Source organism: Klebsiella sp. CN_Kp106, assembly GCF_040064575.1.
Taxonomy (GTDB): Bacteria; Pseudomonadota; Gammaproteobacteria; order Enterobacterales; family Enterobacteriaceae; genus Klebsiella; species Klebsiella michiganensis.
The window spans coordinates 124,023-138,848 of the sequence record NZ_JBEAIG010000045.1 but is presented as its reverse complement, the minus strand read 5'-3'; the positions used below and the strand labels follow the sequence as shown (position 1 = coordinate 138,848).

13 protein-coding genes are annotated in these 14,826 nt (G+C 61.7%); 2 read left to right on the top strand and 11 right to left on the bottom strand.

Going from position 1 to position 14,826, the window contains the following annotated elements; genetic code table 11:
- Positions 1–378: 378 nt before the first annotated feature.
- From paaK to paaA, 11 genes are read right to left on the bottom strand one after another with little or no spacing between them, the layout of a single operon-like run.
- Positions 379–1,695 carry a phenylacetate--CoA ligase PaaK gene (gene paaK / locus ABLU96_RS12925; protein WP_004850513.1) on the bottom strand — a complete coding sequence of 439 codons (1,317 nt, stop codon included), beginning with the start codon at positions 1,693–1,695 and terminating at the stop codon, positions 379–381.
- 28 nt (positions 1,696–1,723) lie between these two features.
- Positions 1,724–2,929 carry a 3-oxoadipyl-CoA thiolase gene (gene pcaF / locus ABLU96_RS12920; RefSeq protein ID WP_064404807.1) on the bottom strand — a complete coding sequence of 402 codons (1,206 nt, stop codon included), beginning with the start codon at positions 2,927–2,929 and terminating at the stop codon, positions 1,724–1,726.
- Positions 2,929–3,351, bottom strand: coding sequence for a hydroxyphenylacetyl-CoA thioesterase PaaI (paaI, locus tag ABLU96_RS12915; protein WP_025107920.1), 423 nt, complete (start codon positions 3,349–3,351; stop codon positions 2,929–2,931). The genes pcaF and paaI overlap by 1 nt, the downstream gene beginning before the upstream one ends.
- The gene (locus ABLU96_RS12910; RefSeq protein WP_064407382.1) at positions 3,341–4,762 is read right to left on the bottom strand and encodes a 3-hydroxyacyl-CoA dehydrogenase; all 1,422 of its coding nucleotides are present in this window, start codon (positions 4,760–4,762) and stop codon (positions 3,341–3,343) included. Before ABLU96_RS12910 ends, paaI begins: the two co-directional genes overlap by 11 nt.
- A 3-nt stretch (positions 4,763–4,765) precedes the next feature.
- Positions 4,766–5,554, bottom strand: a complete 789-nt coding sequence (gene paaG / locus ABLU96_RS12905) for a 2-(1,2-epoxy-1,2-dihydrophenyl)acetyl-CoA isomerase PaaG (RefSeq protein WP_025107922.1) — start codon at positions 5,552–5,554, stop codon at positions 4,766–4,768.
- Positions 5,555–5,556: 2 nt separating this feature from the next.
- Positions 5,557–6,324 carry a 2,3-dehydroadipyl-CoA hydratase PaaF gene (paaF, locus tag ABLU96_RS12900; protein WP_025107923.1) on the bottom strand — a complete coding sequence of 256 codons (768 nt, stop codon included), beginning with the start codon at positions 6,322–6,324 and terminating at the stop codon, positions 5,557–5,559.
- Positions 6,321–7,391, bottom strand: coding sequence for a 1,2-phenylacetyl-CoA epoxidase subunit PaaE (gene paaE, locus ABLU96_RS12895; protein WP_046877271.1), 1,071 nt, complete (start codon positions 7,389–7,391; stop codon positions 6,321–6,323). The genes paaF and paaE overlap by 4 nt, the downstream gene beginning before the upstream one ends.
- 7 nt (positions 7,392–7,398) lie before the next feature.
- Positions 7,399–7,896, bottom strand: coding sequence for a 1,2-phenylacetyl-CoA epoxidase subunit PaaD (paaD, locus tag ABLU96_RS12890; protein ID WP_004850498.1), 498 nt, complete (start codon positions 7,894–7,896; stop codon positions 7,399–7,401).
- A gap of 12 nt (positions 7,897–7,908) precedes the next feature.
- Positions 7,909–8,664 carry a 1,2-phenylacetyl-CoA epoxidase subunit PaaC gene (gene paaC, locus ABLU96_RS12885; RefSeq protein ID WP_064404803.1) on the bottom strand — a complete coding sequence of 252 codons (756 nt, stop codon included), beginning with the start codon at positions 8,662–8,664 and terminating at the stop codon, positions 7,909–7,911.
- A gap of 7 nt (positions 8,665–8,671) precedes the next feature.
- The gene (paaB, locus tag ABLU96_RS12880) at positions 8,672–8,959 is read right to left on the bottom strand and encodes a 1,2-phenylacetyl-CoA epoxidase subunit PaaB (RefSeq protein WP_004850493.1); all 288 of its coding nucleotides are present in this window, start codon (positions 8,957–8,959) and stop codon (positions 8,672–8,674) included.
- A gap of 11 nt (positions 8,960–8,970) precedes the next feature.
- The gene (gene paaA / locus ABLU96_RS12875) at positions 8,971–9,900 is read right to left on the bottom strand and encodes a 1,2-phenylacetyl-CoA epoxidase subunit PaaA (protein ID WP_047725054.1); all 930 of its coding nucleotides are present in this window, start codon (positions 9,898–9,900) and stop codon (positions 8,971–8,973) included.
- A 286-nt stretch (positions 9,901–10,186) separates the two neighbouring features.
- Between paaA and paaZ the strand changes: the two genes are divergently transcribed.
- Both paaZ and tynA read left to right on the top strand, forming a co-directional pair.
- Entirely contained in the window at positions 10,187–12,232 is a 2,046-nt protein-coding gene (paaZ, locus tag ABLU96_RS12870) for a phenylacetic acid degradation bifunctional protein PaaZ (RefSeq protein WP_064404801.1), read from the top strand.
- 190 nt (positions 12,233–12,422) lie between these two features.
- Positions 12,423–14,681 (top strand): primary-amine oxidase, encoded by a 2,259-nt coding sequence (tynA, locus tag ABLU96_RS12865; protein ID WP_064404799.1) that lies wholly within the window; start codon positions 12,423–12,425, stop codon positions 14,679–14,681.
- Positions 14,682–14,826 lie beyond the last annotated feature (145 nt).

Sequence of the window (14,826 nt, the reverse complement as noted above, 5' to 3'; positions counted from 1 at the left end):
ATCAACCCCGGCACACTCCCCGGGTCGCGGCGTAAACGCCTTACCCGGGCTACCGGACCGCAGACGGCGGTGAATACGTAGCCCGGCTAAGCGCAGCGCGAGCCGGGAAGAAGCTGAGCTGATACATCACCCCCGGCACACTCCCCGGGTCGCGGCGTAAACGCCTTACCCGGGCTACCGGCCCCGCAGACGACGGTGAATACGTAGCCCGGCTAAGCGCAGCGCGAGCCGGGAAGAAGCTGAGCGGATACATCAGCCCCGGCACACTCACCGGGTCGCGGCGTAAACGCCTTACCCGGGCTACCACTGTCCAGGCTACGGGAGTTGCGGCATCGGGTAGCCCGGACAGGCGCAATGCGCCGCCTCCGGGAGAATGCGTTATCCGTTAGCGGCCACCTTGCGCAGATCGAACACGCGGCAGGCCTTACCCTCGGAGCGCGGAATGCTGCCGCAGTTAACAATGCTGATATCGGTCGAAATCCCCACCATCGACTTGATCCGGTGGCGCAGCTGGTGGCAAATCTGACAGCGCTGCTCGTGGTTCAGCGCCAGACCGCTCTCTTTTAGCTCCACGCGCACCGAAAGTGAATCAAGATGACCCCGGCGGTTAACTTCCAGCTGATAGTGCGGCGCCAGATGTTCGAACTTGAGGATCTCCTCTTCCAGCTGCGACGGGAAGACGTTCACGCCGCGGATAATCAGCATATCGTCGCTGCGCCCGCTGATGCGATCCATCCGGCGCATGGTGCGAGCGGTGCCCGGCAGCAGTCGCGTCAGGTCGCGGGTGCGGTAGCGGATCACCGGCAGCGCTTCTTTGGTCAGGGTGGTGAACAGCAGCTCGCCGTGTTCGCCGTCCGCCAGCGGCGTACCGGTGTCCGGATTCACCACTTCAGGGTAGAAGTGATCCTCCCAGATCGTCGGACCGTCGGCGGTTTCCAGACACTCCATCGCCACCCCCGGCCCCATCACCTCCGACAGGCCATAGATATCCAGCGCCGAAATCCCCAGACGACGTTCGATTTCCGCCCGCATCGCATGGGTCCACGGCTCCGCGCCGAACACGCCCACCCGCAGGGAGCAGCCGCTGGCGTCGCCGCCCATCTGGCGCTCCAGCTCTTCAATCAGGTTCAGACAGTAGGACGGCGTCACCATAATCATATCCGGCTTAAAATCGCGGATCAGCTGCGCCTGTTTTTCAGTCTGCCCGCCGGACATGGGAATGACCGTCGCGCCTAAACGTTCCGCACCGTAGTGGGCGCCCAGCCCGCCGGTAAACAGACCATAGCCGTAGGCGACATGAATTTTGTCTTTTGCCGTCCCGCCCGCCGCGCGCAGGGAGCGGGCGACAATATTGGCCCAGTTATCAATATCGTTTTGCGTATAGCCCACCACCGTCGGTTTGCCGGTGGTGCCCGAAGACGCGTGGATACGCACCACCTGCTCCATCGGCACCGCAAAGGTATCAAAGGGGTAGTTGTCGCGCAGATCCTGCTTGGTGGTGCAGGGAAACTTGCTCAGATCGCTCAGTTCGTGAAAATCGTCAGGATGAATGCCCGCCGCGTCAAATTTACGGCGATACATCGGCACGTTCTCATACGCATGCTTAAGGGTCCACTTCAGACGCTGGGTTTGCAGGGCCTGTAGCTCGTCGCGCGATGCGGTTTCAATCGGGTCTAATTGAGTTATCGTTGTCATTTTGTAGGGTACTCGCAGGTAGATTCGCTCACACTCGCTCAAGGATCATGGCAATGCCCTGACCCACGCCAATACACATCGTACACAGCGCATAGCGCCCGCCGCGGCGCTGCAGCTCCAGGCTGGCGCTTAATGCCAGCCGGGCGCCGCTCATTCCCAACGGATGGCCTAAGGCGATGGTGCCGCCGTTGGGGTTAACATGCGGGGCATCATCCTCCAGCCCCAGCTGTCTGAGCACGCCCAGCGCCTGGGCGGCGAAGGCTTCATTCAGCTCAATCAGATCCATATCGTTTATACTCAGCCCGGCGCGCTCCAGCGCTTTACGTACCGCCGGTACCGGTCCAAGCCCCATCAGCTTCGGCTCGACGCCCGCCGTCGCCATCGCCACAATACGCGCCCGCGGCGTCAGCCCCTGGACGATGGCCTGCTGCGAGCTGGCGATAATCAGCGCCGCGGCGCCGTCGTTGACGCCGGAAGCATTACCCGCGGTCACTACGCCACCCTGACGGAACGGCGTTTTTAGCCGCGAAAGCTGTTCAATGGTGGTGTCCGCCCGCGGATGCTCGTCGTCGCGCACGACGTTTACCGCTCCTTTCCTGTCGACAACGTTTACCGGTACGATCTCCTGCGCCAGAATGCCGTCGCGCTGGGCCTGAGCCGTCCGCTGTTGGCTGCGGAAAGCGAAAGCGTCCTGATCGGCGCGGCTGATATTTAACAATTCAGCTACATTCTCCGCCGTTTCCGGCATGCTGTCAGTGCCAAATCGCTGCTGCATGAGCGGGTTCACAAAACGCCAGCCGATGGTGGTATCAAACAGCTCGGCCTGGCGCTGCCAGGGGGCGCTGGCTTTGGCCATCACAAACGGTGCGCGCGACATGGACTCGACGCCGCCGGCGATCATCAGATCCGCCTCTCCGGCTTTGATGGCGCGTGCGGCGAAGCCGATAGCGTCGAGACCGGAGCCGCACAGACGGTTAATGGTGGTGCCGGGTACGGTGTGCGGATAGCCCGCCAGCAGCGTCGCCATATGGGCCACGTTGCGGTTGTCTTCGCCGGCCTGGTTGGCGCAGCCGAGAATCACATCATCAATCGATGCCGGATCGAACTTCGGGTTACGGCTCAGCAGTTCGCGCAGCGGGATGGCGGCGAGGTCGTCGGCGCGCACGCTGGCCAGCGCCCCGCCGTAGCGGCCAATCGGCGTGCGGATCCCGTCACAAATAAAGGCGTCGCGCATCAGACTTCTCCTGTGATTGTGCCGCCGATGCGGTGCGATTTACCGCGGAACAGAGCGACAACTTTTTGCTGTTGGTTAACAATTTCTATGTCATAGACCCCGGTCAGCTTGCCCTGATGCTTAACTCTCGCCGTCGCGGTCAGCAGCTCGCCGACAAAGGCCGGACGCAGAAAATCGATGCTCGCCGCCGACGCGACCGCCGCCAGCCCCTGGCTGTTGCAGGCGTAGGCGAATGCGGTATCGGCGAGCGAAAACAGCTGTCCGCCGTGGCAGGTATGGTGGCCGTTGAGCATGTTCGGGGTGATCGCCATGGTCATCTGCGCGTAGCCCTGGTCCATCTCGATAATTTCAATTCCCAGCGCTTTCGCACAGTTATCGTTCTCGTACATCGCGCGGGCGTTGTGCCAGGCTTCATTGCTCATGATGTCTCTCCATCAGCGCCTTCTGGCGCAGCAGGGAACAGGGGCGATAGCGCTCTTCGCCGTAGTGCTGCTGCAGGTTTTCCAGCAGCCGCAGCACCCGGCCCCAGCCAAGTGATTCACCCCACGCCAGCGGGCCGCGCGGGTAGTTGACGCCCAGACGCATGGCGGTATCGATATCCTCCGCGCTGGCGACGCCCTTCTGCAGCGCGTCCAGCGCTTCGTTAACCAGCATCGCCACCGTCCGCCACACCAGCAGGCCGGGATAGTCGGCGATCTGCAGCACCTTTTTGCCCTGCTGCTGAAAATAGAAAGTCGCTTTATCGATCGCCGCCTGAGAGGTGGTTTCCGCGCTGGCCAGCACCACCGTATCGCCTGCGCTATGGTCGTAGACCACCACCGGGCGGCCGTGCTGAAGGCTTAACGCCAGGGCGGTTTCACCGGTCGTTTCCAGCAGCAGCACCTCGTCCAGATCGGTGACAACGTCACGTTTTATGCGCTTTGCTGCGCGTTCTGCCGATACGGCGGCCAAGGCCAGCTCAGGCTGCGCTTCGCCAGGCCAGCAGTAGACCCCCTGCCCGCTCTTTTTACCCAGCCGTCCGGCCAGCGCCAGCTCCTGCTGCAGCAGCGACGGCAGATAGCGGCGGTCCTGCCAGAAGGCGTTAAATACCGAACAGGTCACCGCAAAGTTGACGTCCTGGCCAATCAGGTCGGTCAGCGCCAGCGGCCCCATGGGAAAACCGCCGCCGTCGCGCAAGGCGGCGTCAATCACCTCCGGCGCGGCGACCTGCTCCTCCAGCGCTCGCCACGCTTCGGCATAAAAAGGCCGCGCCACGCGGTTGACGATAAAGCCGGGCGTTGAGCGGCAGCGAACCGGCTGCTTTCCCCAGTCGCTGACCCGCTGGCAGAGCTGTGCGACGACTTCCGCCGAGGTGGCCAGGCCGCTGACCACTTCCACCAGCTTCATTACCGGGGCCGGGTTAAAGAAGTGCAGCCCGGCGACCCGGTCCGGGTGTTTTATTCCCGCGGCGATGGCGGTGATCGATATCGACGACGTGTTGCTGACCAGCAGCGCTGACGGGGAGCAGATTTCGGCCAGCTGTTTGAACAGCGCTTTTTTCACGTCCAGGCGCTCGGAGGCGGCTTCAATAACCAACTCCGCACGGGCTAAAGCGCTCAGATCCTCAGCCGGTGCCAGACGCGACAGCAGCGCCCCGGCCTTTTCCGCCGCCAGCTTGCCGCGGCTGACGCGGGAGGCCAGCCGCTGGCGAATCCCGTCGATGGCGCGAACCACCGCCTCAGGGGCGATGTCGTAAATCAGTACCGGATGCCCGGCGGCGGCGGCCACTTCGGCAATGCCGGCGCCCATGGTGCCGCTGCCTATCACCGCGACGGTAGGTAACGTTGTGCTCATCGGCTATTTCCCGCTGAAGTGAGGTGGACGCTTCGCCAGAAAAGCGCTGACGCCTTCGCGATAGTCGGCGCTGCGTCCGGCCAGGCGCTGGTAGTCGCGCTCCAGGTCAAGCTGCTGGTCCAGGGTCTGGGTTTCCGCCAGCCGCAGCGCGTTTTTAATCAGCCCGAGGCCATAGGTCGGCTGGGCGGCCAGGTGCCGGGCCAGCGCCAGGCTGGTGTCTTTCAGCTCGGCGTCATCCACCACCTGCCAGATCATCCCCCACTGCGCCGCCTGCTCCGCGCTCAGGCTATCGCCCAGCAGCGCCAGCCCCATCGCGCGCGCGCGCCCCGCCACGCGCGGCAGAAACCAGCTGCCGCCGCAGTCCGGCACCAGACCAAGCTTGCTGAACGCCATAACGAACTTCGCTGAACGCGCCGCCAGCACGATATCGCAGCCCATCGCCAGCGTAGCCCCCGCGCCCGCCGCGACGCCGTTCACCGCGCAAATCACCGGTTTCGGCAGCGCCGCCAGACGGCGCACCAGGGGGTTGTAGAAACGCTCAACCGAGAGCCCGAGATCCGGAGCCGGCCCGCTGGGGTCGACGTTACGGTCATTTAAATCCTGCCCGGCGCAAAAACCGCGCCCCGCGCCGGTCACCAGCAGGCAGCGTATGCTGTCGTCGCGTTCGGCCTGTTTCAGGCACGCCGCCAGCTGCTGGTGCATCAGGTCGTTAAAACTGTTCAGACGGTCCGGGCGATTAAGGGTAATCGTCATCACGCCCTGTTCCACTTCGCTGAGAATGAAAGCTTCCACGATTAGCGTCCTTTAAATTCCGCAGTACGTTTATGTAAAAAGGCGTCGATGCCTTCGCGGCGATCTTCGGTCGCGCTCAGCAAAGTAAACAGCTGGCGCTCCTGCTGAAGCCCGGCCTGCAGGCTCACCTCCTGCGACAGCCGCAAAGCCTGCTTAGCCGCGCGCAGCGCCAGCGGCGAGTGGCGAGCCACGGTTGCCGCCAGGCCGAGCGCGTATTCATCGGTGAGCGCTGGCGGATAAACCTCGCATACCAGCCCCGCCCGCTGCGCCTGATGGGCATCAATGCTTTCGCCGCTCAAGACCATCCGGCTGGCCAGCGCCTTACCGACGGAGCGGATCAGGCGCTGGGTCCCGCCCGCGCCCGGCATCATGCCGAGGGTGATTTCCGGCAGGCCGAAGCGGGCGTTATCGCCGGCGACAATCAGATCGCAGAGCAGCGCCAGCTCGCATCCGGCGCCGAGGGCATAGCCGTTAACCGAAGCGATCAGCGGTTTACTGAAGGCGTCGATACGCGCCCACAGCCGCGGGCGAATATCATCGAGCGTGGCGGGCAGATCTTTTTCCGCCATTTCGTTCAGGTCAGCCCCTGCGGCAAAGAAGCGTTCGTTACCGCTGATGACGCAGACGCCGACCGACGGGTCCAGCGCCGCCGCGTCGAGCACGTCGGCGATCTGCGTCAGCAGCGCGTTATTCAAAGCGTTGCGCGCCTGCGGGCGATTTAGCGTCAGCTGCAGTACGCGCGCGTGACGAGCAATGAACAGTTCGCTCATGCCATCCCCCGCGCGTCAAAGTCGACAACCACATCGTCGCTGGTGGGCAGCGCCTGACAGCTCAGCACGTAGCCCGCCGCCAGTTCGTCGGCTTCAAGGCTGTAGTTAGCGGCCATCGCCACCTCGCCGCGCAGCACTTTGCATTTACAGGTGGCGCAGACGCCCCCCTTGCAGGCAAACGGCAGGTCCGCCCCCTGGCGCAGCGCGGCGTCAAGAATGCTGTCATCCTCCGCGCTCAGGGCAATGATTCGGTCGCGGCCGTCCTGACGAATCGTGACCGCGCGGCCCTCCGCCTGGACGCCGGTAGCCCGCCTGGCGCGGCTGTCCGGGGTATTAAAACGTTCCAGATGAATCGCGTCCTCCGGTACGCCCAGCTCGCGCAGGGCGATCTCCGCTTCATCCATCATCGCCGCCGGGCCGCAGATAAAGGCGTGCTCGAAGCGGCTGAAGTCCAGCAGATGGGCGGCCAGTTCGCGCAGCTTGTCGCCGTTGATGCGCCCCTGCAGCAGATCGCTGTCCATCGACTCCTGGCTGAACAGGTGTACCACCTGCAGACGCTGCGGATAGCGGTCTTTCAGGTCGGCCAGCGCCTGACGGAACATCATGCTGTGGCTGCTGCGGTTGCCGTAAACCAGCGTGAAGCGGCTGTCGACTTCGGTGGCGAGGGTGGCGTCGATAATCGCCATCATCGGCGTAATGCCGGAGCCGGCGGCAATCGCCAGGTAGTCAGCGCAACGCCCGGCCTGCGGCTGGTAGCCGAAATGTCCCTGCGGCACCATCACGTCCAGCGCCATGCCTTGCTGAATGTCGCTCTGGGCATAGCGCGAGAAGCGCCCGCCGTCGATGGCCTTCACCGCCACGCTGATTTCACCCGGCGAGCGGCTGCGGCAAATGGAGTAGCAGCGCCTGAGCTCTTCCCCGCCAAGGCGCGCTTTCAGGGTCAGATGCTGGCCCGGACGGAAGGCGTATGCATTACGCAGCGCGTCGGGAATGGCAAAGGTGATGGTGACCGCATCGCGGGTTTCCGGCTCCACTTTCGCCACGGTAAGCGAATGAAATGTCGTCATCGCAACCTCAAATACATTTAAAGTAATCAAAGGGTTCCCGGCAGCTGTCGCAGCGATACAGCGCTTTGCAGGCCGTGGAACCGAATTCGCTAATCAGCGAGGTGTGGCGGCTGCCGCAGCGCGGGCAGACCACGTCCTCCGGCATGTGGGCATGGCAGGCATGGCCCTGCGGCGGACTGATGCCGTACTGGCGCAGGCGTTCACGCGCGTCCGGCCCCATCCAGTCGGTGGTCCACGGCGGGTCAAGCTGCAGCACGATATGCACCGGCGCGTAGCCGTTTTCCGTCATTGCCGCGCGGATTTCTCCCAGTAGATGTTCGGTGGCCGGGCAGCCCGAATAGGTTGGCGTGAAGCCAATCACCCAGCCATCGCCGCGGCGCTCCACGCTGCGCACCAGGCCGAGGTCGGTAATGGTCAGCACCGGCACTTCCGGATCGGGAATGGCGCCTAACAGATCCCAGACGGCGTGGACCTCCGGGGGCGCGATATCAACCAGACGTTGCATAATCCCCTCCTGCTACCACTGCTGGCCGGGATAGGCGCGCTGTAAATACTGCATCTCCGCCAGCAGCGGCCCGAGATGTTCGCTGTGCAGCCCCTGCTTACCGCCGCTGCGGAAAGCCGCTTCTTGCGGGATCTGCAAACCGGCGTCGATCAGCGCCGTGTGCACCGCGTTCTGCCATTCGGCCTGCAGTTCGCGGGGGTCGACGGCGATGCCCTGCGCACTCAGCTCAATTTCCAGCTCATCGGCCTGGAACAGCTCGCCGGTAAAGCGCCACAGGTTATCCACCGCGCTCTGCATTCTCTGGGCGGAAAGCGCCGTGCCGTTGCCCAGGCGCTCCAGCCAGCCGCGGCTAAAGCGCTGGTGGTAGCGCACCTCTTTCAGCGCCCTGGCGGCGATGGCGGCAAGCTGCGCATCGCGACTGCCGACCAGGCGGCCGAACAGCGCCACGTGCCAGACATCGATGAAAAACTGGCGAGCGAGGGTGTCGGCGAAGTTGCCGTTTGGCTGCTCCACCAGCAGTAAATTGCAAAACTGGCGCTCGTCGCGGCCAAAGGCCAGGGTATCTTCATCGCCGCTGCCGGTCAGTTCGGCGGCGTAGCTGAGGAAATGGCGCGCCTGCCCCAGCAGGTCGAGGCCGATATTGGCCAGCGCCAGATCGATCTCCAGCTCCGGCGCATGGCCGCACCACTCGCCCAGACGCTGGGCCAGCACCAGGCCGTTATCGCCGAGGCGCAGGGCATAAGCGGCAACGGGGTTGTCGTTTTTCATCGTCGCCTCACATATGTTCCATGCCGTCGGGCACGGTGTAGAAGGTGGGATGACGATAGACTTTGCTCTCCGCCGGGTCGAAAAATGCGCCGCGCTCTTCGGGCTGCGAGGCGACGATTTCGCTGGCCTTCACCACCCAAATCGAACAGCCTTCGCTGCGGCGGGTATAGGCATCGCGGGCGTTTTCCAGCGCCATCTGGTCATCGGCGGCGTGCAGACTGCCGACGTGGCGGTGCGACAGTCCCTGTTTGCTGCGAACGAACACTTCATATAACGGCCAGTAGTTTTTGCTCATCTTCATTCTCCTTACGCGGCGTCGCGAGCCTGCTGTTTTTGCGCATGCGCCAGCGCGGCTTCCCGCACCCACGCGCCCTCTTCCCATGCCTTGCGTTTAGCGCCCAGGCGTTCGTGGTTGCAGATCCCGCGTCCGGCAATCACTTCGTTAAATTCGTGCCAGTCGATGGCGCCAAAGCGGTAGTGGCCGCTGGTTTCATCCAGCCGCAAATCCGGGTCGGGTACGGTCATGCCGAGGATTTCCACCTGCGGAATGGTGTTATCGACAAAGCGCTGGCGCAGTTCGTCGTTCGAGTGGAGCTTGATTTTCCACGCCATGCTGCGGGCGCTGTTTGGCGAGTTATCGTCACCCGGGCCGAACATCATCAGCGCCGGCCACCAGAAACGGTTGATGGCGTCCTGCAGCATCTGCCGCTGCGCGTCGCTGCCCTGCGCCAGCGCCATGCAGGCTTCAAACCCCTGGCGCTGGTGAAAGCTCTCCTCTTTGCAGATCTTGACCATTGCCCGGGCGTAGGGTCCGTAGGAGGTGCGGCACAGCGCCACCTGATTGACGATGGCCGCGCCGTCCACCAGCCAGCCAATCACGCCGATATCCGCCCAGCTCAGGGTCGGGTAGTTAAAAATGGAGGAGTACTTCATCTTGCCGTCGAGCATCTTCTGATACAGGTCTTCGCGGGCGCAGCCGAGGGTTTCCGCCGCGCTGTAGAGGTACAGGCCATGCCCGGCTTCATCCTGCACTTTCGCCAGCAGAATCGCTTTGCGCCTAAGGGTCGGCGCGCGAGTGATCCAGTTGCCTTCCGGCAGCATGCCGACGATTTCCGAGTGCGCGTGCTGACCAATCTGGCGGATCAGCGTTTTGCGGTAGGCTTCCGGCATCCAGTCCTGCGGTTCGATGGCCGTCTCCTGCGCGATGCGCCGGTCAAAGCGTTGTTCTTCTGTCACGTCATCACCTTTATGATTCCAATAAATTCGATTAAAAATAATTTTCGAATCACTTTGTTTTATAAAAGTTACATTCGGGTTAAATAAAACCACAAATTTTGTTTGTCCTTTTTGTGATAACGACCGCAAAAGCTTTTGTAAAACCCCTTATTAACAGGATATTAAGTGCATAACGCAGATCATCACCGATCACAATGTTAATAAATTATTAAATGCGAGCTTGATTTTTATGATTCACCAAAGAACTATTTATAGATATTTCACGTAACACATCTGGAGATGAACCATGCAGCAGTTAGCCAGCTACTTGTCCGGCGCGTGGCAGACCGGCCGGGGCCACGCGCGTACCATCCATCACGCCATCAGCGGCGAAGCGCTATGGGAAGTCACCAGCGCGGGTCTGGATATGGCGCAGGCGCGACGCTTCGCGATTGAGCGCGGCGGCAAAGCGCTGGGGGCGATGAGCTTTATTGAGCGCAGCGCGATGCTGAAGGCGCTCGCCAGATATTTGCTGGAGCACAAGGCAGAGCTGTACGCGATCTCCGCCGAAACCGGCGCCACCCGCGCCGATAGCTGGGTAGATATCGAAGGGGGCATTGGCACCCTTTTCACCTACGCCGGTCTCGGCAGCCGCGAGCTGCCGGACGATACCCTGTGGCCGGAAGATGAGCTGATTCCGCTGTCAAAACAGGGAGGCTTCGCCGCCCGCCACGTGCTCACGTCAAAATCCGGCGTGGCGGTGCATATCAACGCCTTTAACTTCCCCTGCTGGGGCATGCTGGAAAAGCTGGCGCCCACCTGGCTTGCCGGTATGCCCGCCATCGTCAAACCGGCTACCGCCACCGCGCAGCTGACGCAGGCGATGGTCAAAATGATTGTTGATAGTGGGCTGGTGCCGGAGGGGGCAATCAGCCTGATCTGCGGCGGCGCGGGCGATCTGCTCGACCATCTCGATAGCCAGGACGTTGTCACCTTTACCGGCTCGGCCCGTACCGGACAGCAGCTGCGGGTGCATCCCAACCTGGTCGCGAAGTCCATTCCCTTCACCATGGAAGCGGATTCGCTGAACTGCTGCGTACTCGGTGACGACGTCACGCCGGCGCAGCCGGAGTTCGCGCTATTTATTCGCGAAGTGGTACGAGAGATGACGGCGAAGGCCGGGCAAAAGTGCACCGCCATCCGGCGTATTATTGTGCCGCAGGAGCAGGTGAAAGCGGTGAGCGACGCGCTGATTGCGCGCCTGCAAAAAGTGGTGGTCGGCGACCCGGCGCAGGAAGGCGTGAAGATGGGCGCGTTGGTGAACCACGAACAGCGTCAGGACGTGCAGGATAACGTCAACCGTCTGGTGGCCGCTGGATGTGACGTGCTGCTGGGCGGCCAGGCCGATTTCAGCGCCGCCGGCGCCTTCTTCCCGCCAACGCTGCTGTACTGCCCGCAGCCGGACGAGACCCCGGCGGTACACGCTATTGAAGCGTTTGGTCCCGTCGCCACCCTGATGCCGTATCAGAACGTTGAGCACGCCATGACCCTGGCGCGGGCCGGCGAAGGTAGCCTGGCCGGAACCCTGGTGACCGCCAGCGGCGAACTGGCGCGGGCGTTTATTCTCGGCGCCGCCCGCGCCCACGGGCGTATTCAGATACTGAACGAAGAGTCTTCCGCAGAGTCCACCGGCCACGGCTCCCCGCTGCCGCAGCTGGTACACGGCGGCCCGGGGCGCGCCGGCGGCGGCGAAGAGCTGGGCGGCCTGCGGGCGGTGAAGCACTATATGCAGCGCACCGCGGTTCAGGGCAGCCCGACGATGCTCGCCGCCATTGGCCAGCAGTGGGTGCGCGGCGCGCAGGTGGTGGAAGACCGCATTCACCCGTTCCGTAAATATTTCGAGGAGATCCAGCCGGGCGACAGCCTGCTGACGCCGCGCCGCACCCTGACCGAGGCGGATATCGTCAACTTCGCCTGCCTGAGCGGCGATCACTTTTACGCTCATATGGATAAGATTGCCGCCGCGGAGTCGATTTTCGGCGAGCGCGTGGTGCACGGCTATTTCCTGATTTCCGCCGCTGCCGGGCTATTTGTTGACGCCGGGGTCGGCCCGGTGATCGCCAACTACGGAATGGAAAATCTGCGCTTTATCGAGCCGGTGAAGCCAGGGGATACCATCCAGGTACGCCTGACCTGCAAACGCAAAACGGTGAAACGCCAGCGCAGCGCGGAGGAGAAAGCGACCGGCGTCGTCGAGTGGGCGGTAGAGATTTTTAACCAGCACCAGCAGGCGGTCGCGCTCTACTCCATCCTGACCCTGGTGGCCCGCCAGCAGGGGGATTTTGCGGAGTAAATATTAGAAACTCGCCCATCTTTATCGCCATCTTCATGCCTCTGCGGAGGCATTTTTTGTAACTGGCAAAACTGACAAACAACCTGGCAAAAGCAGGCAAACGCCTCGGCGCTGACCGCTGTTAGGTTAACGATACACAAGCCGACATTCGCAGCGGCACTGCACAACACAACAAAAAGGTGAGGTCTCAATGGCGATTCTTTCTCCCCGCAAAACGGCTCTGGCGTTGGCTGTCGCTCTGTTTTGCGCCTGGCAAAGCCCGGCGTTCGCCCACGGTGGCGAAGCCCATATGGTCCCGATGGACAAAACCCTTCAGGATTTTGGCGCGGACGTTCAGTGGGATGACTACGCGCAGATGTTTACCCTGATTAAAGACGGCGCTTACGTAAAGGTAAAACCGGGGGCGAAAACGGTCATCGTCAATGGTAAAACCCTGGAGCTGCAGGTGCCGGTAGTGATGAAAGACGGCAAAGCGTGGGTTTCTGACACTTTTATCAACGACGTGTTTCAGTCCGGTCTTGACCAGACCTTCCAGGTGGAAAAACGCCCGCATCCGCTGAACTCGCTGTCAGCGGCGGAAATCAGCGCAGCGGTCGCTATCGTTAAAGCCGCGGCGGATTTCAAACCCAATACCCGATTCACCGAGATCTCCCTGCGCGAGCCGGATAAACAAGCGGTGTGGGACTTTGCCCTCAACGGTACGCCGGTCAACGCCCCGCGCGCTGCCGACGTGATCATGCTCGACGGCAAACACGTTATTGAGGCGGTGGTGGATTTACAGAATAAAAAAGTGCTTTCATGGACGCCGATTAAAGACGCCCACGGCATGGTGCTGCTGGATGATTTCGCCAGCGTGCAGAACATCATCAACGCCAGCAGCGAATTTGCCGAAGTGTTAAAAAAGCACGGCATCGACGACCCGAGCAAGGTGATTACCACCCCGCTGACCGTCGGCTACTTCGACGGCAAAGATGGCCTCAAGCAGGACGCGCGGCTGCTGAAAGTGGTCAGCTATCTTGACGTTGGCGACGGTAACTACTGGGCGCATCCGATTGAAAACCTGGTCGCGGTAGTCGACCTCGAACAGAAGAAGATTATTAAAATTGAAGAAGGTCCGACGATCCCGGTACCTATGGCAGCCCGCCCCTATGACGGGCGCGACCGCGTTGCGCCAAAGGTTAAACCGCTGGATATCATTGAGCCAGAGGGCAAAAACTACACCATTACCGGCGATATGATCCACTGGCAAAACTGGGATTTCCACCTGCGCATGAACTCCCGCGTTGGGCCGATTCTCTCCACCGTGACATATAACGATAACGGCAAGAAACGTCAGGTGATGTATGAAGGTTCGCTGGGCGGGATGATCGTCCCCTACGGCGACCCGGACGTGGGCTGGTACTTTAAGGCCTATCTCGATTCCGGCGACTACGGTATGGGCACCCTGACCTCACCTATCGTCCGCGGTAAAGACGCGCCGTCTAACGCGGTCCTGCTGGATGAAACCATCGCCGACTATACCGGCACGCCCACGACCATCCCGCGCGCAATCGCCATCTTCGAACGCTACGCCGGGCCGGAGTATAAGCATCAGGAGATGGGCAAGCCGAACGTCAGTACCGAGCGCCGCGAGCTGGTGGTGCGCTGGATCAGCACCGTCGGCAACTACGACTATATTTTTGACTGGGTATTCCACGAAAACGGCACCATCGGCATTGATGCCGGGGCGACCGGCATCGAAGCGGTGAAAGGCGTGCAGGCGAAGACCATGCACGATCCGAGCGCCAAAGAGGACACCCGCTACGGCACGCTGATCGACCATAATATTGTCGGCACCACCCACCAGCATATTTACAACTTCCGCCTGGATCTTGACGTTGACGGCGAGAACAACACGCTGGTAGCCATGGACCCGGAAGTGAAGCCGAATACCGCCGGCGGTCCGCGTACCAGCACTATGCAGATCAATCAGTACACGATTGATAGCGAGCAGAAAGCGGCGCAGAAATTTGACCCGGGCACCATCCGTCTGCTGAGCAATACCACGAAAGAAAACCGGATGGGTAACCCGGTGTCGTATCAGATTATCCCCTACGCGGGCGGCACGCATCCGGTCGCCACCGGGGCAAAATTCGCGCCTGATGAGTGGATTTACCATCGTCTGAGCTTTATGGATAAGCAGCTGTGGGTCACCCGCTATCATCCCACCGAGCGCTTCCCGGAAGGCAAGTACCCTAACCGTTCGATTCACGACACCGGCCTCGGCCAGTACGCGAAAGATGACGAGTCGCTGGACAACCATGATGACGTGGTGTGGATCACCACCGGCACCACCCACGTGGCCCGCGCCGAGGAGTGGCCGATTATGCCGACCGAGTGGGCGCACGCGCTGCTGAAACCGTGGAACTTCTTTGACGAGACGCCGACGCTGGGCGAGAAGAAACAATAGGCACGTCACGGCCTCAGCGATGGGGCCGTTTTTATTTATCCGCGGTCAATGCACATGCAGCGGGCAGCAGGACCGGTATAGCCTGTTTTTCAACTTCTTTTGCCATATATGTTAGATGTCGGCGATTAACTTATATGGCATAAAA